17 protein-coding genes are annotated in these 18,594 nt (G+C 69.5%); 12 read left to right on the top strand and 5 right to left on the bottom strand.

What is annotated here, in order from left to right; all coding sequences use genetic code 11:
- Window positions 1–357: 357 nt before the first annotated feature.
- Window positions 358–1,557: a tyrosine--tRNA ligase gene (gene tyrS / locus OCT48_RS01070; protein WP_263590960.1), complete on the bottom strand. Its 1,200-nt coding sequence runs from the start codon at window positions 1,555–1,557 to the stop codon at window positions 358–360.
- A gap of 113 nt (window positions 1,558–1,670) precedes the next feature.
- On the opposite strand from tyrS, the gene OCT48_RS01065 reads away from it, so the two are divergent.
- A complete protein-coding gene (locus tag OCT48_RS01065; RefSeq protein WP_263590959.1) occupies window positions 1,671–2,801 on the top strand; it encodes an anhydro-N-acetylmuramic acid kinase in 1,131 nt (376 codons plus the stop codon).
- 287 nt (window positions 2,802–3,088) lie between these two features.
- On the opposite strand, the gene OCT48_RS01060 is transcribed toward OCT48_RS01065, so the two are convergent.
- Complete coding sequence (locus OCT48_RS01060) at window positions 3,089–4,231, bottom strand: PilT/PilU family type 4a pilus ATPase (RefSeq protein WP_263590958.1); 1,143 nt, start codon at window positions 4,229–4,231, stop codon at window positions 3,089–3,091.
- A 26-nt stretch (window positions 4,232–4,257) separates the two neighbouring features.
- Entirely contained in the window at window positions 4,258–5,292 is a 1,035-nt protein-coding gene (locus OCT48_RS01055; RefSeq protein ID WP_263590957.1) for a type IV pilus twitching motility protein PilT, read from the bottom strand.
- Between the two features lie 53 nt (window positions 5,293–5,345).
- Here OCT48_RS01055 and OCT48_RS01050 point away from each other — a divergent pair, with 53 nt between their 5' ends.
- Genes OCT48_RS01050 through OCT48_RS01025 form a run of 6 tightly spaced genes read left to right on the top strand, consistent with a single transcriptional unit; the run spans window position 5,346 to window position 9,871 of the window.
- The gene (locus OCT48_RS01050) at window positions 5,346–6,065 is read left to right on the top strand and encodes a YggS family pyridoxal phosphate-dependent enzyme (protein ID WP_263590956.1); all 720 of its coding nucleotides are present in this window, start codon (window positions 5,346–5,348) and stop codon (window positions 6,063–6,065) included.
- Between the two features lie 58 nt (window positions 6,066–6,123).
- Complete coding sequence (gene proC / locus OCT48_RS01045) at window positions 6,124–6,948, top strand: pyrroline-5-carboxylate reductase (RefSeq protein ID WP_263590955.1); 825 nt, start codon at window positions 6,124–6,126, stop codon at window positions 6,946–6,948.
- Window positions 6,949–6,983: 35 nt separating this feature from the next.
- Window positions 6,984–7,577, top strand: a complete 594-nt coding sequence (locus OCT48_RS01040; protein WP_263590954.1) for a YggT family protein — start codon at window positions 6,984–6,986, stop codon at window positions 7,575–7,577.
- A gap of 37 nt (window positions 7,578–7,614) precedes the next feature.
- A complete protein-coding gene (metX, locus tag OCT48_RS01035; RefSeq protein ID WP_263590953.1) occupies window positions 7,615–8,772 on the top strand; it encodes a homoserine O-succinyltransferase MetX in 1,158 nt (385 codons plus the stop codon).
- Window positions 8,772–9,383 (top strand): methionine biosynthesis protein MetW, encoded by a 612-nt coding sequence (metW, locus tag OCT48_RS01030; RefSeq protein WP_263592552.1) that lies wholly within the window; start codon window positions 8,772–8,774, stop codon window positions 9,381–9,383. Before metX ends, metW begins: the two co-directional genes overlap by 1 nt.
- 38 nt (window positions 9,384–9,421) lie before the next feature.
- Entirely contained in the window at window positions 9,422–9,871 is a 450-nt protein-coding gene (locus tag OCT48_RS01025) for a DUF4426 domain-containing protein (protein ID WP_263590952.1), read from the top strand.
- On the opposite strand, the gene sfsA is transcribed toward OCT48_RS01025, so the two are convergent.
- Both sfsA and OCT48_RS01015 read right to left on the bottom strand, forming a co-directional pair.
- Window positions 9,868–10,623 carry a DNA/RNA nuclease SfsA gene (gene sfsA / locus OCT48_RS01020; protein ID WP_263590951.1) on the bottom strand — a complete coding sequence of 252 codons (756 nt, stop codon included), beginning with the start codon at window positions 10,621–10,623 and terminating at the stop codon, window positions 9,868–9,870. The two genes, OCT48_RS01025 and sfsA, sit on opposite strands and share 4 nt — an antisense overlap.
- Window positions 10,623–11,792, bottom strand: coding sequence for a pyridoxal phosphate-dependent aminotransferase (locus tag OCT48_RS01015; protein ID WP_263590950.1), 1,170 nt, complete (start codon window positions 11,790–11,792; stop codon window positions 10,623–10,625). Before OCT48_RS01015 ends, sfsA begins: the two co-directional genes overlap by 1 nt.
- A 240-nt stretch (window positions 11,793–12,032) precedes the next feature.
- On the opposite strand from OCT48_RS01015, the gene dksA reads away from it, so the two are divergent.
- The 5 genes from dksA (at window position 12,033) to OCT48_RS00990 (ending at window position 18,010) form a co-directional block, all read left to right on the top strand.
- Complete coding sequence (gene dksA / locus OCT48_RS01010; RefSeq protein WP_183385491.1) at window positions 12,033–12,470, top strand: RNA polymerase-binding protein DksA; 438 nt, start codon at window positions 12,033–12,035, stop codon at window positions 12,468–12,470.
- Between the two features lie 81 nt (window positions 12,471–12,551).
- Window positions 12,552–13,451 carry a tRNA glutamyl-Q(34) synthetase GluQRS gene (gene gluQRS, locus OCT48_RS01005; RefSeq protein WP_263590949.1) on the top strand — a complete coding sequence of 300 codons (900 nt, stop codon included), beginning with the start codon at window positions 12,552–12,554 and terminating at the stop codon, window positions 13,449–13,451.
- A gap of 10 nt (window positions 13,452–13,461) precedes the next feature.
- Window positions 13,462–13,641 carry a hypothetical protein gene (locus tag OCT48_RS01000; protein WP_263590948.1) on the top strand — a complete coding sequence of 60 codons (180 nt, stop codon included), beginning with the start codon at window positions 13,462–13,464 and terminating at the stop codon, window positions 13,639–13,641.
- A 12-nt stretch (window positions 13,642–13,653) separates the two neighbouring features.
- Window positions 13,654–16,614, top strand: coding sequence for an ATP-binding protein (locus OCT48_RS00995; protein ID WP_263590947.1), 2,961 nt, complete (start codon window positions 13,654–13,656; stop codon window positions 16,612–16,614).
- Entirely contained in the window at window positions 16,592–18,010 is a 1,419-nt protein-coding gene (locus tag OCT48_RS00990) for a sigma-54-dependent transcriptional regulator (RefSeq protein WP_263590946.1), read from the top strand. Before OCT48_RS00995 ends, OCT48_RS00990 begins: the two co-directional genes overlap by 23 nt.
- The last annotated feature ends 584 nt before the right edge of the window (window positions 18,011–18,594 follow it).

The following is an 18,594-nucleotide window of genomic DNA, read 5'->3' as shown; positions in this document are numbered from 1 at the left end:
GTGGAGTGACTGCCGATCGAGTGGCGTGCATTCTACCGCTTCCGGCGAACCTGTCAACCGATTCTTCTCAAAAACCCTTGAAGAAACAAGCACTTCTGCCACTCATCACCGCCTGCAACGTTGCCCGTCGCCGGCAGCGGATGCGTACTTTACGGATTCTCCGGGGAGGACGCAAGCCCTGCGGCGAAAAAGTTTCCGCCGCGTGTCGAGGGCATGAAGAGGCGATGACAACCACACCCGGAACCTGCTATCCACAGCCGGTTTCGGCCGCCACCCGTTGTGGATATGTCATGCCTGCCGCCACAGACACGAACGCCCGCACGGGGCGGGCGTTCAGCGACATCGAAAGCGGCGATATCAGGCGATCGTCACCCGGGCATAGCGCTTCTTGCCGGCCTGGATGACATAACTGCGCCCCCCCTCGAGCATGTGGTCCCGGGCCACCACCTGGCCATCGACCTTGACCCGACCGTTGCCGAGCATGTCCTTGGCCTGGGCACTGTTCCTGGTCAGCCCGGCCCGGTTGAGCACCGCGGCGATGGGCGCCTGGGCGTTGCCCTCGAAGTCGACTTCCACCTCCGGCAGGTCTTCCGGCAGCTCGCCCTCGGCCAGCTGGTTGCCGGCACTGCGGTGGGCATTCGCCGCGGCCTCTTCGCCGTGGTAGCGACCGATCAGCTCCCGGGCGAGCTCCATCTTGATGTCGCGAGGGTTGGCGCCGCCCTCGACGTCGCGCTTCAGGGCATCGATCTCCTCGTTGCTCTTCAGGGACAGCAGTTCAAAGTAGCGCCACATCAGGCTGTCGGGCATGGAGACCAGCTTGTTGAACATGGTGCCCGGCGCCTCGTCGACGCCCACATAGTTATCGAGCGACTTGGACATCTTCTGCACGCCATCGAGGCCCTCGAGCAGCGGCATGGTGATGACCACCTGAGACTCCTGACCGAAGTGCTTCTGGATCTCGCGGCCCATCAGCAGGTTGAATTTCTGGTCGGTGCCACCCAGCTCGACGTCGGCCTCCAGCGCCACGGAGTCGTAGCCCTGCACCAGCGGGTAGAGGAACTCGTGGATGGAGATGGACTGCCCGGACCTGTAGCGCTTCTCGAAGTCGTCGCGCTCCAGCATGCGGGCGACGGTACTCTGCCCGGCCAGCTCGATCATGTCGGCGGCGCTCATCGCGGAGAACCACTCGGCGTTGAAGCGCACCTCGGTCTTGTCGCGATCGAGGATCTTGAACACCTGCTCCTTGTAGGTCTCGGCATTGGCCTTGACCTCGGCCTCGGTGAGCGGCTTGCGGGTGACGTTCTTGCCGGTGGGATCCCCGATACGCCCGGTGAAATCGCCGATCAGGAAGATCACCTCATGGCCGAGATCCTGGAACTGGCGCATCTTGGTGAGCAGCACGCTGTGCCCAAGGTGCAGGTCGGGGGCGGTGGGATCGAAGCCCGCCTTGATGCGCAGCTTGCGGCCGGAGGCCAGTTTCTTCTCCAGCTCGTCCTCGAGCAGGATCTCGTGGGTACCACGCTTGAGCAACGCTAGCGCGTCGGCGACATCGGACATGCTCTCCTCTCCACTCGGCAGGGCGGCCCGTGTTGGGGCGGCGATGGACTATGGGAATGGTGGGGAATGTTATCATGCCAGCCATCGACGGTTGAGCCCTTCGGGAGTCCCCCATGCCCCTGTTCATCGGCCTGATGTCCGGCACCAGCCTGGATGGCATCGATGCCGCCCTGGTCGACATCGCCGCAGACACCCCGCCCCGCCTGGTGGCCACCCATGGCGCGGCGATGCCGACCACGCTGCGCGACGCCCTGTGGCAGCTGTGCCATGCCGAGCGCGTGAGCTTCGCCGAGCTCGCCGCCGCCGAGCAGGCCTTCTGCGAGCTGCAGGCCGAGGCGGTGGCGGGGCTGCTGGCCGCCAGCGACACCACCGCCTCGGCGATCGCCGCCATCGGCAGCCATGGCCAGACCATCGAGCATGCCCCCTGGGGCCATGGCGCGGGGCCGGCCTACACGCTGCAGCTCGACAACCCCAGCCTGCTGGCCGAGCTCACCGGCTGCCGGGTGGTCGCCGACTTCCGCCGCCGCGATCTGGCCGCCGGTGGCCAGGCCGCCCCGCTGGCACCGGCCTTCCATGAGGCGCTGTTCCGCTCCGCCGACGAGTGGCGACTGGTGCTCAACCTGGGCGGCTTCGCCAACCTGACCCTGCTACCCCCGGCCGGGGACGAGCGCCCGCCGCTGGGCTTCGACACCGGACCGGCCAACGCCCTGCTGGATGCCTGGCACGCTCGCCATCGGGGCGGACGCTTCGATGAGGGCGGCGCCTGGGCGGCCTCGGGGCGGGTCGACGAGGCGCTGCTCGAGCGTCTGCTCGGCGACCCCTTCTTCCACCGCCCGCCGCCGCGCAGCACCGGCCGGGAGGTGTTCCACCTGGACTGGCTGGCGTCGCGGCTGTCGGGCGGGGAGGCGCCGGCGGATGTCCAGGCGACCCTGGCCGAGCTGACCGCCGTCAGCGTGGCCATGGGCATCGAGATGGCGCGGGAGTCACTGGCGGCGCCTGCCGCCGGCCGCCTGATCCCCTGCGGCGGCGGGGCCCACAACCCCGACCTGCTGTCGCGCCTGGCGCGCCGGCTCCCCGAGACGCCCCTGGAGGACAGCCGCAACCTGGGCTGGCCCGCCGACTGGCTCGAGGCCGCGGCCTTCGCCTGGCTGGCCTGGCGCCGCCTCGAGGGCCTGCCGGGCAACCTGCCCTCGGTCACCGGTGCCACCGGGCCGCGGGTACTGGGCGGCGTCTACGCCCCCTGAGACGCCGCGCCGAATGTCCTAAAGCATTTCTCGACACTTGATAGCAATGGGCGCTGGGGACAAGGCGAAGCGAGGGTCCTACGCCAAGGGTGAGGAGCACGGCTCCGAACGGACTGGCCATGGATGGCCAGCACCGGACCTGCAAGCTGGAGCGGGACGCGAGAGCGCAGCAGGGCGTCGGTAGCGCCCATGGACGGGTTCACAGCGCCCTCGCGATGGTCCGGCACTCCGGGGCTTGTCGCCGGAAAAGCCCACTACTTCCATCAGTCGGGTTTTGAAAGGAACACTCAGTAGTCGTCCTCGCCGCGCAGCGAGAGGTGGCTGGCCGCCTGCTTGGCTTCGGCCAGGCCCTCGCCCCGCCCGTCGCCGTACTTGATCATCATGCGCAGGTCGTTGGCCGAATCGGCGTGGACCAGCGCCACCTCCTCGGAGATGCGCCCCTGCTTGAAGAGGTCATAGAGCGCCTGGTCGAAGGTCTGCATGCCCTGGTCCCGGGAGCGAGCCATGATGTTCTTGACCTCGGACACTTCGGCCTTGCGGATCAGGTCACCGATCAGCGGCGACTTGAGCATGACCTCGATGGCCGGGCAGCGCCCGCCATCCATCGTGGGCAGCAGCTGCTGGGCGACGATGGCGCGCAGGTTCAGTGACAGGTCGAGCCAGACCTGCTCGTGCCGTTCGTGGGGGAAGAAGTGGATGATCCGGTCGAGCGCCTGGTTGGCGTTGTTGGCGTGCAGGGTCGCCAGGCAGAGGTGCCCGGTCTCGGCGAAGGTCAGGGCATGCTCCATGGTCTCCCGGGTGCGGATCTCGCCGATCAGGATGACGTCCGGGGCCTGGCGCAGGGTGTTCTTCAGTGCCACCTCGTAGGAGTCGGTGTCGATGCCCACCTCGCGCTGGTTGATGATGGCGCGGCGATGCGGATGCACGTACTCGATGGGATCCTCGACGCTGATGATGTGGCCACCGATGGTCTCGTTGCGCTGCTGGATCATCGAGGCCAGGGTGGTCGACTTGCCGGTGCCGGTGCCTCCGACCACGAACACCAGGCCGCGCTTGTGGTTGGCCAGCTCACCGAGCACCGTGGGCAGCGACAACTCCTCCAGGTGCGGGATCTCGAAGGCGATGCGGCGGATCACCATGGCCGGCTGGTTGCGCTGCTGGAAGGCGCTGACCCGGAAGCGACCCCGGCCCTCCAGGCTGAGTGCGAAGTTGGCCTCGTGCTCGTCGATGAAGCGCTGGAGAGGCGCTTCCGGCATCGAGGCCGCCACCAGTTCGTGGACCTGGTCGTTGCTCAGCCCCTGATTGCCCATGGGCGTCAGCTTGCCGGCCATCTTGAGCGTCGGCGGTGCGCCCACGGAGATCAGCAGGTCCGAGGCATCCTTCTCGATCATGATATCCAGCAGCTGGTACAGCCATTCTTTTGCGGTCATATCAGGACTCCTTGCCGGTCACCCGTTCAGCTCGCCAAGACGGCCTTGGCCTTGGCCTGGGCCTCTTCCCGGGCCACCACGTTGTCGGCCACCAGACGCGCCAGGGAGGCGTCGAGGGTCTGCATGCCCAGGTTGCCGCCGGTCTGGATCGCCGAGTAGATCTGCGCCACCTTGTCCTCGCGGATCAGGTTGCGCACCGCCGCGGTGGCAATGAGGATCTCGTGGGCCGCGACCCGGCCGCCGCCCTGGCGCTTGAGCAGCGCCTGGGAAATCACCGCCTGCAGCGACTCGGAGAGCATCGAACGCACCATGGCCTTCTCGTCGCCGGGGAAGACATCGATGATCCGGTCGATGGTCTTGGCCGCCGAGGTGGTGTGCAGGGTGCCGAACACCAGGTGGCCGGTCTCGGCCGCGGTCAGCGCCAGCCGGATGGTCTCGAGGTCGCGCATCTCGCCGACCAGGATGACGTCGGGGTCCTCGCGCAGGGCGCTGCGCAGGGCGGGGGCGAAGCCGTGGGTGTCGCGATGCACCTCGCGCTGGTTGACCAGGCAGCGCTTGCTGCGATGGACGAATTCCACCGGGTCCTCGATGGTGAGGATGTGCTCGAAGCGGTTCTCGTTGACGTAGTCGATCATCGCCGCCAGCGTGGTGCTCTTGCCCGAGCCGGTGGGACCCGTCACCAGCACCAGGCCCCGGGGCAGCATGGACAGGCGGCGGAAGACATCGCCCATGCCCAGGTCCTCCATGGTCCACACCTCGGAGGGAATGGTACGGAACACCGCCCCGGCGCCGCGGGCCTGGTTGAAGACGTTGACACGAAAGCGCGAGACGCCCGGCACCTCGAAGGAGAAGTCGGTCTCCCAGAACTCCTCGAAGTCCCGGCGCTGGCGATCGGCCAGGATGTCGTAGATCAGTTTGCGGACCTCCCGGTCCTCCATGGCCGGCACGTTGAGCCGGCGGATATCGCCATCGACACGAATCATCGGCGGCAGACCCGCCGACAGATGCAGGTCCGAGGCGTTCTGCTTTGCCGAGAATGCCAGCAGTTCGGTAATATCCATGCGTTTCCCCCGCTCCCGGGATAAGGTGCTCTTAGTATGACAGACCTCGCGACATGACGGATCTGGTACTTTCCGATTCCTTGACCGCCGCCCGCCACCGCCTGGCGGCGGCGCTGGCCGATGCCGGCCGCGCCCCCGATGCGGCGCGGCTGCTGGCGGTCAGCAAGACCAAGCCCGCCGCCCGGATCCGCGAGGCCTGGCGGCTCGGCCAGCGCGAGTTCGGCGAGAACTACGTCCAGGAGGCCCTGGACAAGCAGGCCGAGCTCGCCGACCTCGACGACATCGTCTGGCATTTCATCGGCCCCCTGCAGTCCAACAAGAGCCGTGACGTGGCCGCACGCTTCGCCTGGGTACATAGCGTAGACCGCGCGAAGATCGCCCGGCGTCTCAACGATCAACGCCCGCCAGGCCTGGCGCCGCTGAATGTCTGCCTGCAGGTCAACATCAGCGGCGAGGCCTCGAAGTCCGGGGTGACGCTCGAGGAGCTGCCGGCGCTGGCCGAGGCCGTGCTGGCGATGCCCCGGCTCGCGCTGCGCGGGCTGATGGCGATCCCGGCCCCGGCGGATACGCCGGCGGCCCAGCGCGCGCCCTTCGCCCGCCTGCGCGAGGCCCTGGCGGCGCTGCGCGCACGCTTCCCGGACGCCGGCCTCGATACCCTCTCGATGGGCATGAGCGGCGACCTGGAGGCCGCGGTGCAGGAAGGCGCCACCCTGGTACGACTCGGTACGGCCATCTTCGGTGAACGCCGGCGGCCCGAGACCAACGACCGATAGCCCACGACGCCGCCGGCCCGCCGGCGGCTCCACTCGTCGACCCAGACAGGACAACACCATGGCAAGCCAAGTCACCTTCATCGGCGCCGGCAACATGGCCAGCGCCATCATCGGCGGGATGATCGACAGCGGGTATCCCCGCGAGGCCATCACCGCCACCGCCCCCCACGAGGAAGCCCTGACCCCGGTCCGCGAGAAACTCGGCATCCATACCGAGACCGACAACGCCACCGCGGTGGCCCACGCGGATGTGGTGGTCCTGGCGGTCAAGCCGCAGATCATGCACGACGTCTGCAGCGCCATGCGCGATGCCGTCCAGGCGCGCAAGCCGCTGATCATCTCGGTGGCGGCCGGCCTGCCGGCGGAGACCCTGGAGACCTGGCTCGGCGGCGAGCTCGCCGTGGTGCGCTGCATGCCCAACACCCCCTCGCTGGTCGGCGCCGGCGCCGCCGGCCTGTACGCCAACTCGCGGGTCAGTGAGGCCCAGCGCCGGCTGGCCACCGAGCTGCTCGAGGCCGTGGGCCTGGTCGAGTGGGTCGAGGAGGAGGCCCTGCTGGAGGCCGTGACCGCCGTGTCCGGCAGCGCCCCGGCTTACTTCTTCCTGATGTTCGAGGCGATGGAGGAGGCCGGCGCCAGGCTCGGGCTGCCCGCGGACACCGCCCGCCGGCTGGCCATGCAGACCGCCTTGGGTGCGGCGCGCATGGCGATGGCCAGCGACAAGACGCCCGGCGAGCTGAAGCGCAACGTGATGTCGCCGGGGGGTACCACCGAACGCGCCATCGAGCACCTGGAGGACGCGGGTCTGCGCGACATCATGCAGCAGGCCATGACCGCCTGCGCCGAGCGCGCCCGGGAGATGGCCGAGGAACTCGGCAAGCGCTGAGCCGGTAAGCAAACACGCGACATGGAGGAGCCCTGATGGGCAGTCAACTGGGAAACGCCGGCCTCTTGCTGGTCAACACTCTCGTCAACATCTACCTGTTCCTGCTGATGCTGCGCTTCCTGCTGCAGGCATCCCGGGCGGACTACTACAACCCCATCAGCCAGTCGGTGGTGAAGATCACCCAGCCGGCGGTGCGCCCCTTCCAGAGCTTCCTGGGCCCGGTGATGGGCCGCTTCGACCTGGCCACCCTGGCCTGCGGCCTGGTGATCAAGCTGGTGGCCATCATCGCCATCCTGCAGATCGCCGGCTACGGCATGGCCCCGGTGGACGACCTGGCCATCGGCGCCGTGGCGGCGCTGGCCAACGCCATCCTCAAGATCTACTTCTTCGCGCTGATCGTGATGATCATCCTCAGCTGGGTGGCGCCCCGCGCCAGCCACCCCGGGGCCATCCTGATCATGCAGCTGGTGGAGCCGATCATGGCCCCGGTGCGGCGGGTGATCCCCCCGCTGGGCATGCTCGACCTCTCGCCCATCGTGGTGTTCATCGCCATCAGCCTCATCGATGGTATCGTGGTGGGCTCGCTGATCCGCGCCGCCGGCATCGTCGGCGCCCTGGTCGGCCTCTGAGCCAACGCCATAACAACGACTGGACACGATACGCTAGATGACCGAGCTTCCCCGCGATTCGGTCGGCCTGGTGTCGCCCGAGAAGGCGCACTTCGACGACCCGCTTGCCCTGGCCTGCGGCAAGACGCTGCAGGCCTATGACCTGGTCTACGAGACCTACGGCACCCTCAATGCCGAGCGCAGCAACGCCATCCTGATCTGCCACGCCCTCTCCGGGCACCACCACGCCGCGGGCTACCACTCTCGGGACGAGCGCAAGCCCGGCTGGTGGGACGCCCATATCGGGCCCGGCAAGTCGATCGACACCGACCGCTTCTTCGTGGTCTCGGTGAACAACCTCGGCGGCTGCCACGGCAGCACCGGCCCCACCAGCCTCAACCCGGAGACCGGCGAGGCCTGGGGCCCCGACTTCCCGATGATGACGGTGGGCGACTGGGTGCACAGCCAGGCCCGGCTGGCCGACCGCCTGGGCATTGAGCGCTTCGCCGCGGTGGTCGGCGGCAGCCTGGGCGGCATGCAGGTGCTGCAGTGGACGCTGAGCTACCCCGAGCGCATCGCCAACGCCGTGGTGATCGCCGCGACGTCCAGGCTCTCGGCCCAGAATATCGCCTTCAACGAGGTGGCCCGCCAGGCCATCCGCTCCGACCCCGACTTCTTCGATGGCCACTACGCCGAGCACGGCACCCTGCCCCGACGCGGCCTCAAGCTGGCCCGCATGGTGGGTCACATCACCTACCTGTCGGAAGACGCCATGGGCAGCAAGTTCGGCCGCGACCTGCGCAGCGAGGACTTGAACTTCGGCTATGACGTGGAGTTCCAGGTGGAGTCCTACCTGCGCTACCAGGGCGACACCTTCTCGACGTCCTTCGATGCCAATACCTATCTGCTGATGACCAAGGCACTGGACTACTTCGATCCGGCCGCGGCCCACGGCGGCGATCTGGCGGCGGCCGTGGCCCCGGCCGACTGCCCCTTCCTGGTGATCAGCTTCTCCACCGACTGGCGCTTCCCGCCGTGGCGCTCCAGGGAGCTGGTCAACGCCCTGGTCCGTGCCGGCAAGTCGGTCAGCTACGCCAACATCGACTCGCCCCACGGTCACGATGCCTTCCTGCTGCCCGAACCCCGCTACCAGGCGGTGTTCGCCGCCTTCATGCAGCGCGTGGCCCGCGACCAGGGCCTGGAGGACCGCCCATGATGCGCGCCGACCTGAAACGGATCCACGACTGGGTGCCCGAGGGCGCCCGAGTGCTCGACCTGGGCTGCGGCGACGGCACCCTGCTGGCCGCCCTGGCCCGCGACAAGGGCGTCACCGGCTACGGGCTGGAGATCGACCACGAGGGCATCACCGCCTGCCTGGCCCGCGGCGTCAATGTCATCGAGCAGAACCTCGACGAGGGGCTGGCCAACTTCGAGGACGATGCCTGTGACCTGGTGGTGATGACCCAGGCTCTGCAGGCCCTGCGCCGTCCCGACCGCATGCTCGACGAGATGCTGCGGGTCGCCGGGGAGTGCATCATCACCTTCCCCAACTTCGCCTACTGGCGTCACCGCGCCTACCTGGGCCTGCGCGGCTACATGCCGGTCTCCAAGTCGCTGCCCCATGCCTGGTACGACACGCCCAACATCCACCTGTCGACGTTCAATGACTTTGAACACCTGTGCAGGGACAAGGGTCTGATAATCGTCGACCGGGCGGTGGGCATCGGCGACCACGAGGGGCACTGGACCTCGCGGTGGTGGCCCAACCTGTTCGGCGAGATCGCCATCTTCCGGGTGGCCCGCCAGCCGGGCCAAGCCGGCGGATGACGCACGAGCACGGATTTCGCGACGGGAGGGCAGACGGCATGACGATTCGACAGACCCTGGGTGCACTGGCCACCGGCCTGCTGCTGGCCGCGCCCTTGGCCCAGGCTCAGCAGTTCGAGCAGGTCGGCGACTACCAGATCCACTACAACGCCCTGAACACCAGCTTCCTCGCCCCCGAGGTGGCGACGGCGGCGGGCATCCAGCGCAGCCGCGTCACCGGGATGCTCAACGTCAGCGTGCTGCAGGAGCAGGACGAGGGCGCGCCTCGTGCGGTGAATGCCCGGGTCGACGGCCAGGTCAGCGGCCTGACCGGCCAGCCCCTGCCGCTGCGCTTTCGTACCGTGCGGGATGGCGACAGCGTCTACCATATCGCCACCTTCCGCATCCACGAGGGCGAGCCGATGCGCTTCGAGCTCGAGGTGGCCCCCGACCGCAATGCCGCCCCGGTCGACGTCAGCTTCATCCAGCGCTTCTATATCGACCGCTAGGCTTGGGGCAGGTCGCGCCCCAGATCCACCGCCAACGACTCGCCGAGCGCGACGGCGCACGGCCGGCCGTCCTCGCGGGCGAAACGACAGCGCCGGGCCAGCACCTCCACGCCCTGGGCCGCGACCCGCCGCAGCGCCTCGGCATAGGCCGGGTCCAGGTGGGCCGCCGGGGCCACCCTGTCGATGCCCTCGTGGGCCACGCAGAACAGCAGCACGGCGCGCTGCCCCGCGGCGGCGAGCCCCGCCAGCACCTCGAGGTGCCGGCGCCCCCGCTCGCTGACCGCGTCGGGGAAGTAGCCGTGACCGTCCCCCTCGCGCAGCGTCACCTGCTTGACCTCGACATGGGCCACCGCGCCGTCCCCGGCCTCCAGCCGGAAATCCAGTCGTGCGCGCTGGGCACCCTCGACCCGGGCCTCGCGCGTCAGCGTGCCCAGGCCGACCAGTTCCTCGATGCCCCCGGCCACCAGCGCCTCCTCGACGATGCGGTTGGCCCGGCCGGTGTGCACCGAGGCCAGCGCCGTGGCGCCATCCGGCTGCGGCAACTCGATCAGTTCCCAGGTCCAGGCCAGCTTGCGCCGGGGATCGTCGCTGGGCGACAGCCACACCCGGCAGCCCGGGACATCGACCGCGCGCATGGAGCCGGTGTTGGGGCAGTGGGCGACCACCTCGCGGCCGTCGTCGAGGCGCACGTCGGCCAGGAAGCGCTTGTAGCGTCGCAGCAGGGTGCCGGGCACCAGCGCCGGATAGCGCATCAGGCGCCCCCCTGCCGGCCCAGGAAGCGCCCGAGGCGCGCCACCGCTTCCTCCAGCCGGGCGCTGCTGGTGGTGAAGGCGATGCGCACATGGTGCTCGCCGCCCTGCACGGCGAAGTCGGTGCCCGGGGTGATGGCGACGTTCTCCTCCTCCAGCAGGCGCCGGCAGAAGGCCTCGCTGTCGCGGCTGTAGCGGGCGATGTCGAGCCACAGGTAGAAGGCCCCCTGGGGCGGCAGATCCGGCGCCAGCCCGAGGCCCGCCAGGCCGGCGAACAACGCATCGCGGCGCCGCTCGAGCTCGCCGCGGCGCGCCTCCAGCAGCTCGCGGCACTCGGGGCTGAAGGCCGCCAGGGCGGCGTGCTGGGCCGGGGTGGGGGCGGCCAGGAAGACGTTCTGGGCCAGCCGGGTGAGCGGCTCGACGGCCGCCTCGGGGGCCACCAGCCAGCCCAGGCGCCAGCCGGTCATGCCGAAGTACTTGGAGAAGCTGTTGACCACGAAGGCCTCGGGCGCGATGGCGGCGGCCGAGAGCGGGGCCAGCTCGTAGGAGAGCCCCTGGTAGATCTCGTCCACCAGCAGGTGACCGCCGCGCGCCGACACCGTCCCGGCGACCGCGGCGAGCTCCGCGGCATCGAGCATGTGGCCGGTGGGATTGGAGGGCGAGGCCAGCATCGCCAGCCGCGTGGCCTCGCCCCAGTGGCGCGCCACCAGCTCGGCGTCCAGCTGCCAGCCGCTCGCCGGCCCCACCGGCACGGCGTCGACCTCGGCCCCGGCCAGCGCCATGAAGTGGCGGTTGCAGGGATAGGTGGGATCGGCCATCAGCACCCGGTCGCCGGCCTCGACCAGCAACTGGCTGGCCAGCAGCAGGGCCCCGGAGGCCCCGGGGGTGACGATGATCCGCGCCGGGTCGACCTCGGCGCCGAAGTGGCGGGCATAGTGCCCGGCGATGGCCTCGCGCAGGGCCGGCAGCCCGGCGGCCGGGGTGTAGCGGGTCTGGCCCCGGGCCAGCGCCTGCTGGCCCGCCGCCAGTACCGGCTCGGGGGTGGGAAAGTCCGGCTCGCCCACCTCCAGGTGGATGACGTCATGGCCCGCGGCCTCCCGGGCCTGGGCACTTTCCAGCAGGCTCATCACGCGAAAGGGGGCAACGGCGTCGAGGCGCGAGCTCCAGGGCATGGGGGTCTCCTTGCACGGTACGGCTGGCCCGTCGACGACACGCCAGCATGGCGGGCATCTTTCCGGCCTGCCATAGTCAAACTCTGCATGTTACGACTTTTGGAGTGTCGACGCAGTCCTCATCCAGGGAGGTGTTGCAAAGCCCGAGTTTTTTCGCTAAACAAGCATCCCTTTGGCGTGAGATACCTTAGCACCGCGGCGGGTATTGATCAGCAGTCACTCAAGTAACGAGGCAGTCCCATGCCAGTAGCAGAAAAGAAGATGGAAGCGCCCAAGAAATTCACCCCGTACGAGCCGGCGCCGGGTGAAGAGTACATGAACGAGAAGCAGCTCGAGCACTTCCGACAGATCCTGCTGGGCTGGAAACAGGAGCTGATGGAGGAGGTGGACCGCACGGTTCGCCACCTGCAGGAGGAGGCGAACAACTACGCCGACCCGGCCGATCGGGCGACCCAGGAGGAGGGCTTCAGCCTCGAACTGCGCACCCGCGACCGCGAGCGCAAGCTGCTCAAGAAGATCAACGAGACCATCGACAAGATCGACGAGGACGACTACGGCTTCTGCGACGCCTGCGGCGTCGAGATCGGCATCCGCCGCCTCGAGGCCCGTCCCACCGCGACCCTGTGCGTCGACTGCAAGACCCTGGCCGAGCTCAAGGAGAAGCAGCTCGGCGGCTGAGGTCCCGCGCCGATGCCGGCCTCACGACGGGCACCCCCGGGTGCCCGTCCGCATGTTCGCCCTCTCGCCCCGGAGCCGTCCATGAACGCCTACCGCGGCCGCTTCGCCCCGACGCCCTCGGGGCCCCTGCACTTCGGCTCGCTGATCGCGGCCCTGGCCAGCTTCCTCGACGCCCGCCATGTGGACGGTCGCTGGGGGGTCCGCATCGAGGACATCGATCCGCCGCGCTGCCCCCCCGGGGCCGCCGACACCATCCTGCGCCAGTTGGAGGCCTTCGGCCTGCACTGGGACGGCCCGGTGACCCGGCAGCACGACCGCGACGCCGCCTATGCGGCGGCCCTGGCACGCCTCGAGGCGCTGGGCCTGGCCTATCCCTGCAGCTGCTCGCGCAGGCAGTGGCGGGCGTATCCGATCTACCCGGGCTGGTGCCGCGGGGGCGTCAGCGAGCCCGGCCAGCCGGTGGCCTGGCGGCTGCGCAGCGACCTGGGGCAGCGCCCGGTCACCTGGCAGGACCGGCTGTTCGGCCGCCAGACCTTCGACCCGGACGCGCTCGGCGACGTGGTGCTCAAGCGCAAGGACGGCCTCTGGGCTTACCAGTTGGCCGTGGTGGTGGACGACGCCGACCAGGGCATCACCGACGTGGTCCGCGGCGCCGACCTGCTCGACAACACGCCCTGGCAGCGCCAACTGCAGGCGGCCCTGGGGCTGCCGACGCCCCGCTACCTGCACCTGCCGTTGATCCTGGGCGGCGACGGCCAGAAGCTATCGAAGCAGAACATGGCCCCCGCCCTGCCGGAGGCGGACGCCGCGGTGCGTCCCCTGCTGCACCGGGCCCTGGACGTCCTGGACCAGGCCCCGCCCGCCGAGCTGGCCATCGCCCCGGTGGCGGAGCAGCTCGACTGGGCCATCGCCCGCTGGGAGCCGGAGCGCCTGCGCGCCGAGTTCGAGCGTGCCCTGCCGGACGACGCCGCCACGCCCTGAGGAGAGGCCCGTGTACGTCTATCGCATCATGCTGTTCCTGGTCTTCGGCGGCTACCTGCTCTCGCCGCTGCTGATGAGCGGCTGGGGCAACCCCGGGGTCGCCTGGTACCGCCCCTTCGTCATCTGGGGGGTGCTGATCGCGCTGACCCTGTGGCTGGAACAGAAACGCAAGCTCGACGAGCGGCACTAGGGAGACCCCTCGATGACTGCGAGCCTCGCCAGCCTGCTGGCCCTCGGTGTCGGCTACCTCCTGCTGCTGTTCCTCTGCGCCCTGGCCGTGGAGCGCGGCTGGCTGCCGACGCGCCTGGTCCGCCATCCGGCGGTCTACACCCTGGCACTGGGCGTCTATGCCAGCGCCTGGGCGGTCTACGGCAGCATCGAGCAGGCCAGCCGCAGCGGCTTCGGCTACCTGGCCTACTACCTGGGCGCGGCCGGGGCCTTCCTGCTCGCCCCGGTGCTGCTGGTGCCCATCCAGCGCATGACCCGCACCTACCAGCTGGCCTCGCTGGCCGACCTCTTCGCCTTCCGCTTCCGCTCGCGCTGGGTCGGCACCCTGATCACCCTGGTGAGCCTGCTGGCGGTGCTGCCCCTGCTGGCGCTGCAGGTGCAGACCATGGGCAACGCCATCCACCTGCTGTCCGGGGCCGGCTCCCCCGAGTGGCTGGCGCTCGGCTTCTGCAGCCTGATCGCGCTATTCGCGATCCTCTTCGGCGCCCGGCACAGCCATCTCAATGCCCGCCATGACAGCCTGCTGGCGGCGATCGCCTTCGAGTCGGTGGTCAAGCTCGGCGCCATGCTGGCCCTCGGCGCCTTCGCGCTCTACGGCATCTTCGACGGGCCCGCCGACCTCCAGGCCTGGCTCGACGGCCCGGGCCATCCCGCCCAGGCGGAGACCGCCCACCTCGACCCCGCCCAGTGGCGCACCCTGCTGCTGCTGTTCTTCGCCGCGGCCTTCCTGATGCCGCACATGTTCCATATCACCTTCGCCGAGACCCTCAACCGGCGCACCCTGCTCCAGGCCGGCTGGGCGCTGCCGCTGTTCCTGCTGCTGATGGCGCTGCCGGTGCCGCTGATCCTGTGGGGCGCCCAGCGACTGGGCGTCGACACCGCCGGCGCCGGTGCCGCCTACCTGGCCTTCACGCTCTCCTCGTCCTGGTGGGTGGGCGCGCTGGCCTTCATCGCCGGCCTGGCCGCGGCCAGCGGCACCATGATCATCATCTCCCTGGCGCTCTCGGGGATGGTCCTCAACCACCTGGTACTGGTGGCCCACCCGCCGGTCGACCAGCCCGACCTCTACCGCTGGCTGCGCTGGCTGCGCCGGGGACTGATCGCCGCGGTGATCTTCGGCGGCTGGGTGTTCTACCGTACCGTGGGCGTGCACCACGACCTCTCGACCCTGGGCCTGGCCTCCTTCATCGGCATGGCCCAGTGCCTGCCCGGCATGCTGGCGCTGCTCTACTGGCCCGGGGCCAACCGCAAGGGCATGGTCTCCGGCCTCACGGCGGGCGTGCTGGTGTGGCTCGCCGGGCTCTGGGTGCCGCTGCTCAGCCAGTTTCCGCCGCTGGTGATCCTGCCCCCGGGCCTCGAGGTGCTGGCCGGCGACCCCGACTGGTACGTCGTGACCCTGGTCTCGCTGGCCGCGAACATCCTGACCTTCATCCTCGTCTCCCTGGCCACCCGCACCTCGGCCGGCGAGCGCGCCGCCGCCGAGGCCTGCTCGGTGGACGCGGTGATCCGCCCCATGCGCCTGCCGCTGGTGGCCGCCAACGGCGAGGAGATCAAGCATCACCTGGCCCGCGCCCTGGGCGAGGAGGTCGCCAACCGCGAGGTCGACCGCGCCCTGACGGCGCTCAAGCTGTCGCCGCTGGACGGCCGGCCCTATGCCCTGCGCCGCCTGCGCGACCGCATCCAGGCCAACCTCTCCGGCCTGATGGGGCCTTCGGTGGCCCAGGACATCGTCGACCGCTTCCTGCCCTATCGCCAGGACGGCCCCGATGCTACCGAGGACATCCACTTCGTCGAGAGCCGCCTGGAGGCCTATCGCTCGCGGCTCACCGGCCTGGCCCGGGAGCTCGACGGCCTGCGTCGCTACCACCGGCGCACCCTGACCCGCCTGCCGGTGGGGCTGTGCGCCTTCGGCGAGGATGGCGAGCTGCTGATGTGGAACGACGCCCTGGCCGAGCTCTCCGGCATCGAGGGGGAATCGGTGATCGGCGCCCATCGCGACACCCTGCCGCCCCCCTGGAACGCCTTGCTCGGCCAGATCCTGGCCGAGCCCGCGAGCCACCTCTACAAGCAGCCGGTGACCCTGGCCAAGGGCCTGCGTTACCTGAGCCTGCACAAGGCCGAGCTGCACGAGGCCCGACACGAGCCCGGCGGCAACGTCATCCTGGTGGAGGATCACAGCGAGATGAAGTGGCTGGAGGACGAGCTGGTCCACGCCGCCCGCCTGGCCTCGATCGGCCAGCTGGCCGCCGGCGTGGCCCACGAGATCGGCAACCCCATCACCGGCATCTCCTCGCTGGCCCAGAACCTGCGCTACGACACCGACGACCCCGCGCTGCTGGAGACCGCCGACCAGATCCAGCAGCTCACCGACCGGGTCTCGCGGATCGTCGGCTCGCTGGTGGGCTTCGCCCATGGCGGGCGTCACGTCGCCGGCACCCCCTTCGCCCCGGTGTCGATGGCCGCCGTGACCGACGAGGCCCTGCACTTGATCCGCCTCGCCCGCTCGGGGGAGGATGTCCACTACGAGAACCGTTGCCCGCCGGCCCTCGAGGTGCTCGGCGACAGCCAGCGCCTGCAGCAGGTGATGATCAACCTGGTCGGCAACGCCCGCGATGCCAGCGAGCCGGGCGGCCGGGTGGTCATCGATGCCGAGCCCCGGGCGGGCTGGCTGCTGGTCAGCGTCACCGACGAGGGCCACGGCATCGACGAGCGGGTGCGCGATCACCTGTTCGAGCCCTTCACCACCACCAAGCCAGCCGGTGAGGGCACGGGCCTCGGCCTGCCGCTGGTCTACAGCATCGTCGCCGAGCATGGCGGCCAGATCGAGATCGAGTCCCCTCCCGCCGAACAGGCGACCGGCACCCGCATCCAGCTGTGGCTGCCGCTCAACCAAGAGGATGGTGAACCCCCCGATGAGTCGGATCCTGATCGTTGAAGACGAAGCCATCATTCGCAGCGCCCTGCGGCGGCTGCTGGAGCGCCATGACCACACGGTCAGCGAGGCCGGCGCCGTATCCGAGGCCCTGGACCTCGACCCCCAGCGCTTCGACCTGGTGATCAGCGACCTGCGCCTGCCCGGCGAGCCCGGCACCGAGCTGATCGCCCGGGCCGCGCCGGTGCCGGTGCTGATCATGACCAGCTACGCCAGCATGCGCTCGGCGGTGGAGGCCCTGAAGCTCGGTGCCGTGGACTACGTGGCCAAGCCCTTCGACCACGACGAGCTGCTCGAGACCGTCGCCCGGGTCCTGCACCAGCAGGCCACCCACCGCGCCGAGCCCCCCGACATCACCGAGCCCGGCGGCCGGCGCCAGACCATGATCGGCAACTGCCCGGCCATGCAGGCGGTCTACACCCGCATCCGCAAGACCGCCCCGGCCGACGTCACCGTGCTGATCCAGGGCGAGTCCGGCACCGGCAAGGAGCTCGTCGCCCGGGCCATCCACCAGCAGAGCAAGCGCGCCGCCGCCCCCCTGGTCTGCGTCAACTGCGCCGCGATTCCCGAGACGCTGATCGAGTCCGAGCTGTTCGGCCACGAGAAGGGCGCCTTCACCGGCGCCAGCGCCGCGCGTACCGGCCTGGTGGAGGCCGCCGACGGCGGCACCCTCTTCCTCGACGAGATCGGCGAATTGCCCCTGGATGCCCAGGCCCGCCTGCTGCGCGTCCTGCAGGAAGGCGAGATCCGCAAGATCGGCTCGGTGGAGACCCGCCACGTCGACGTGCGCCTGATCGCCGCCACCCACCGCGACCTGCGCGCCCTGTCGAAGACCGGCGAGTTCCGCCTCGACCTCTACTATCGCCTCAACGTGATGCAGATCGATCTGCCGCCCTTGCGCGACCGCGAGGACGACATCCTGGAGATCGCCGACGTACTGCTCGACAAGGCCTGCCGGCGACATGACCGGGAGGGACTGCGCCTGTCCCGGGCCGCCCGGCGGGTCATCCGCGACTTTCCCTGGCCGGGCAATGTGCGCGAGCTGGAGAATGCCCTCGAGCGCGGCGTCATCCTCGCCGAGGGCCACCTGATCCACCCCGACGACCTGGGGCTCTCCCCGGGACCGCGGCCGACCCCGGCGACCCGCCCCCCCGAGCCGCCGGTCGCCCCCGGGCCGGCGGCGACCGGCGGCGAGTCCGACGGCGAGGAGCAGCCGGCGCCCGACGAGGAGGACCTGTCCCTGGAGGACTACTTCCAGCACTTCGTGCTCGAGCACCAGGACCAGATGAGCGAGACCGAACTGGCCCAGAAGCTGGGCATCAGTCGCAAGTGCCTCTGGGAGCGCCGCCAGCGGCTGGGGATTCCCCGCAAGAAGGGGCCGAGGCGCAGCGCCGGCTGACGGCCTTCGCAACGCCTCGATCGTGTCAACTCGACCAAAGTGCTAGCGCCCGCGGCTCCTGCCGCGGGCGCCGTTGTGGGGGCCTCGGCGAGCCCATCCGCACCATCTGTTACCTTCCCACACACCCATTGCCCCAGGATGGCGCCGATCGGGTAACACAAGGCCCGTTCGCTCGGCATGCCCTTAGTGACTCAAATAGCAATATCATGTTTTTAAAGCATTTTTCAGATACTGGCACGACCTCTGCAACATTCCAGGGCAAGAAAAACAATTTCCGGATGTCACCCTCGACCCCCAACAACAACAAGGTCGAGGCGAGGTGACTGGGGCCCGACCCGACAACAACGACAAGACCCCGGGCCCGCGACGTTTGAGCGCGATGTCGACAACAAGCACAACAGCGACACAGAGCGCGAGTCCTTCGAGGTCAACAACAACAACACGCTCGAAGCCCGGAAGCAGGACGCGACGCACCGCCACCGGCCACACAACAACAAGGGCCGCCGTGGTGCACCCCCGTCAACAACGACAAGACGTCGGGGGAAGGCATGACCCCATGCCGTCGTGGTTGGATTATTGTTTTG

The sequence above is a fragment of the Halomonas sp. M4R1S46 genome (assembly GCF_025725685.1).
Classification (GTDB): domain Bacteria; phylum Pseudomonadota; class Gammaproteobacteria; order Pseudomonadales; family Halomonadaceae; genus Halomonas.
The sequence above is the reverse complement of the archived record's forward strand: the minus strand, read 5'-3'. Positions and strand labels throughout refer to the sequence as shown.

Coding starts and splice junctions, on each gene's coding strand:
- OCT48_RS01015 (WP_263590950.1), bottom strand. CDS start 11,792: ATGCCCTGGAGCTCGCGCCTCGACGCCGTTGCCCCCTTTCGCGTGATG.
- OCT48_RS01040 (WP_263590954.1), top strand. CDS start 6,984: ATGGGCAGTCAACTGGGAAACGCCGGCCTCTTGCTGGTCAACACTCTC.
- OCT48_RS00990 (WP_263590946.1), top strand. CDS start 16,592: ATGAGTCGGATCCTGATCGTTGAAGACGAAGCCATCATTCGCAGCGCC.
- gluQRS (WP_263590949.1), top strand. CDS start 12,552: ATGAACGCCTACCGCGGCCGCTTCGCCCCGACGCCCTCGGGGCCCCTG.
- OCT48_RS01050 (WP_263590956.1), top strand. CDS start 5,346: ATGACGGATCTGGTACTTTCCGATTCCTTGACCGCCGCCCGCCACCGC.
- OCT48_RS00995 (WP_263590947.1), top strand. CDS start 13,654: ATGACTGCGAGCCTCGCCAGCCTGCTGGCCCTCGGTGTCGGCTACCTC.
- metX (WP_263590953.1), top strand. CDS start 7,615: ATGACCGAGCTTCCCCGCGATTCGGTCGGCCTGGTGTCGCCCGAGAAG.
- proC (WP_263590955.1), top strand. CDS start 6,124: ATGGCAAGCCAAGTCACCTTCATCGGCGCCGGCAACATGGCCAGCGCC.
- OCT48_RS01055 (WP_263590957.1), bottom strand. CDS start 5,292: ATGGATATTACCGAACTGCTGGCATTCTCGGCAAAGCAGAACGCCTCG.
- sfsA (WP_263590951.1), bottom strand. CDS start 10,623: ATGCGCTATCCGGCGCTGGTGCCCGGCACCCTGCTGCGACGCTACAAG.
- OCT48_RS01025 (WP_263590952.1), top strand. CDS start 9,422: ATGACGATTCGACAGACCCTGGGTGCACTGGCCACCGGCCTGCTGCTG.
- tyrS (WP_263590960.1), bottom strand. CDS start 1,557: ATGTCCGATGTCGCCGACGCGCTAGCGTTGCTCAAGCGTGGTACCCAC.
- OCT48_RS01065 (WP_263590959.1), top strand. CDS start 1,671: ATGCCCCTGTTCATCGGCCTGATGTCCGGCACCAGCCTGGATGGCATC.
- metW (WP_263592552.1), top strand. CDS start 8,772: ATGCGCGCCGACCTGAAACGGATCCACGACTGGGTGCCCGAGGGCGCC.
- OCT48_RS01060 (WP_263590958.1), bottom strand. CDS start 4,231: ATGACCGCAAAAGAATGGCTGTACCAGCTGCTGGATATCATGATCGAG.
- dksA (WP_183385491.1), top strand. CDS start 12,033: ATGCCAGTAGCAGAAAAGAAGATGGAAGCGCCCAAGAAATTCACCCCG.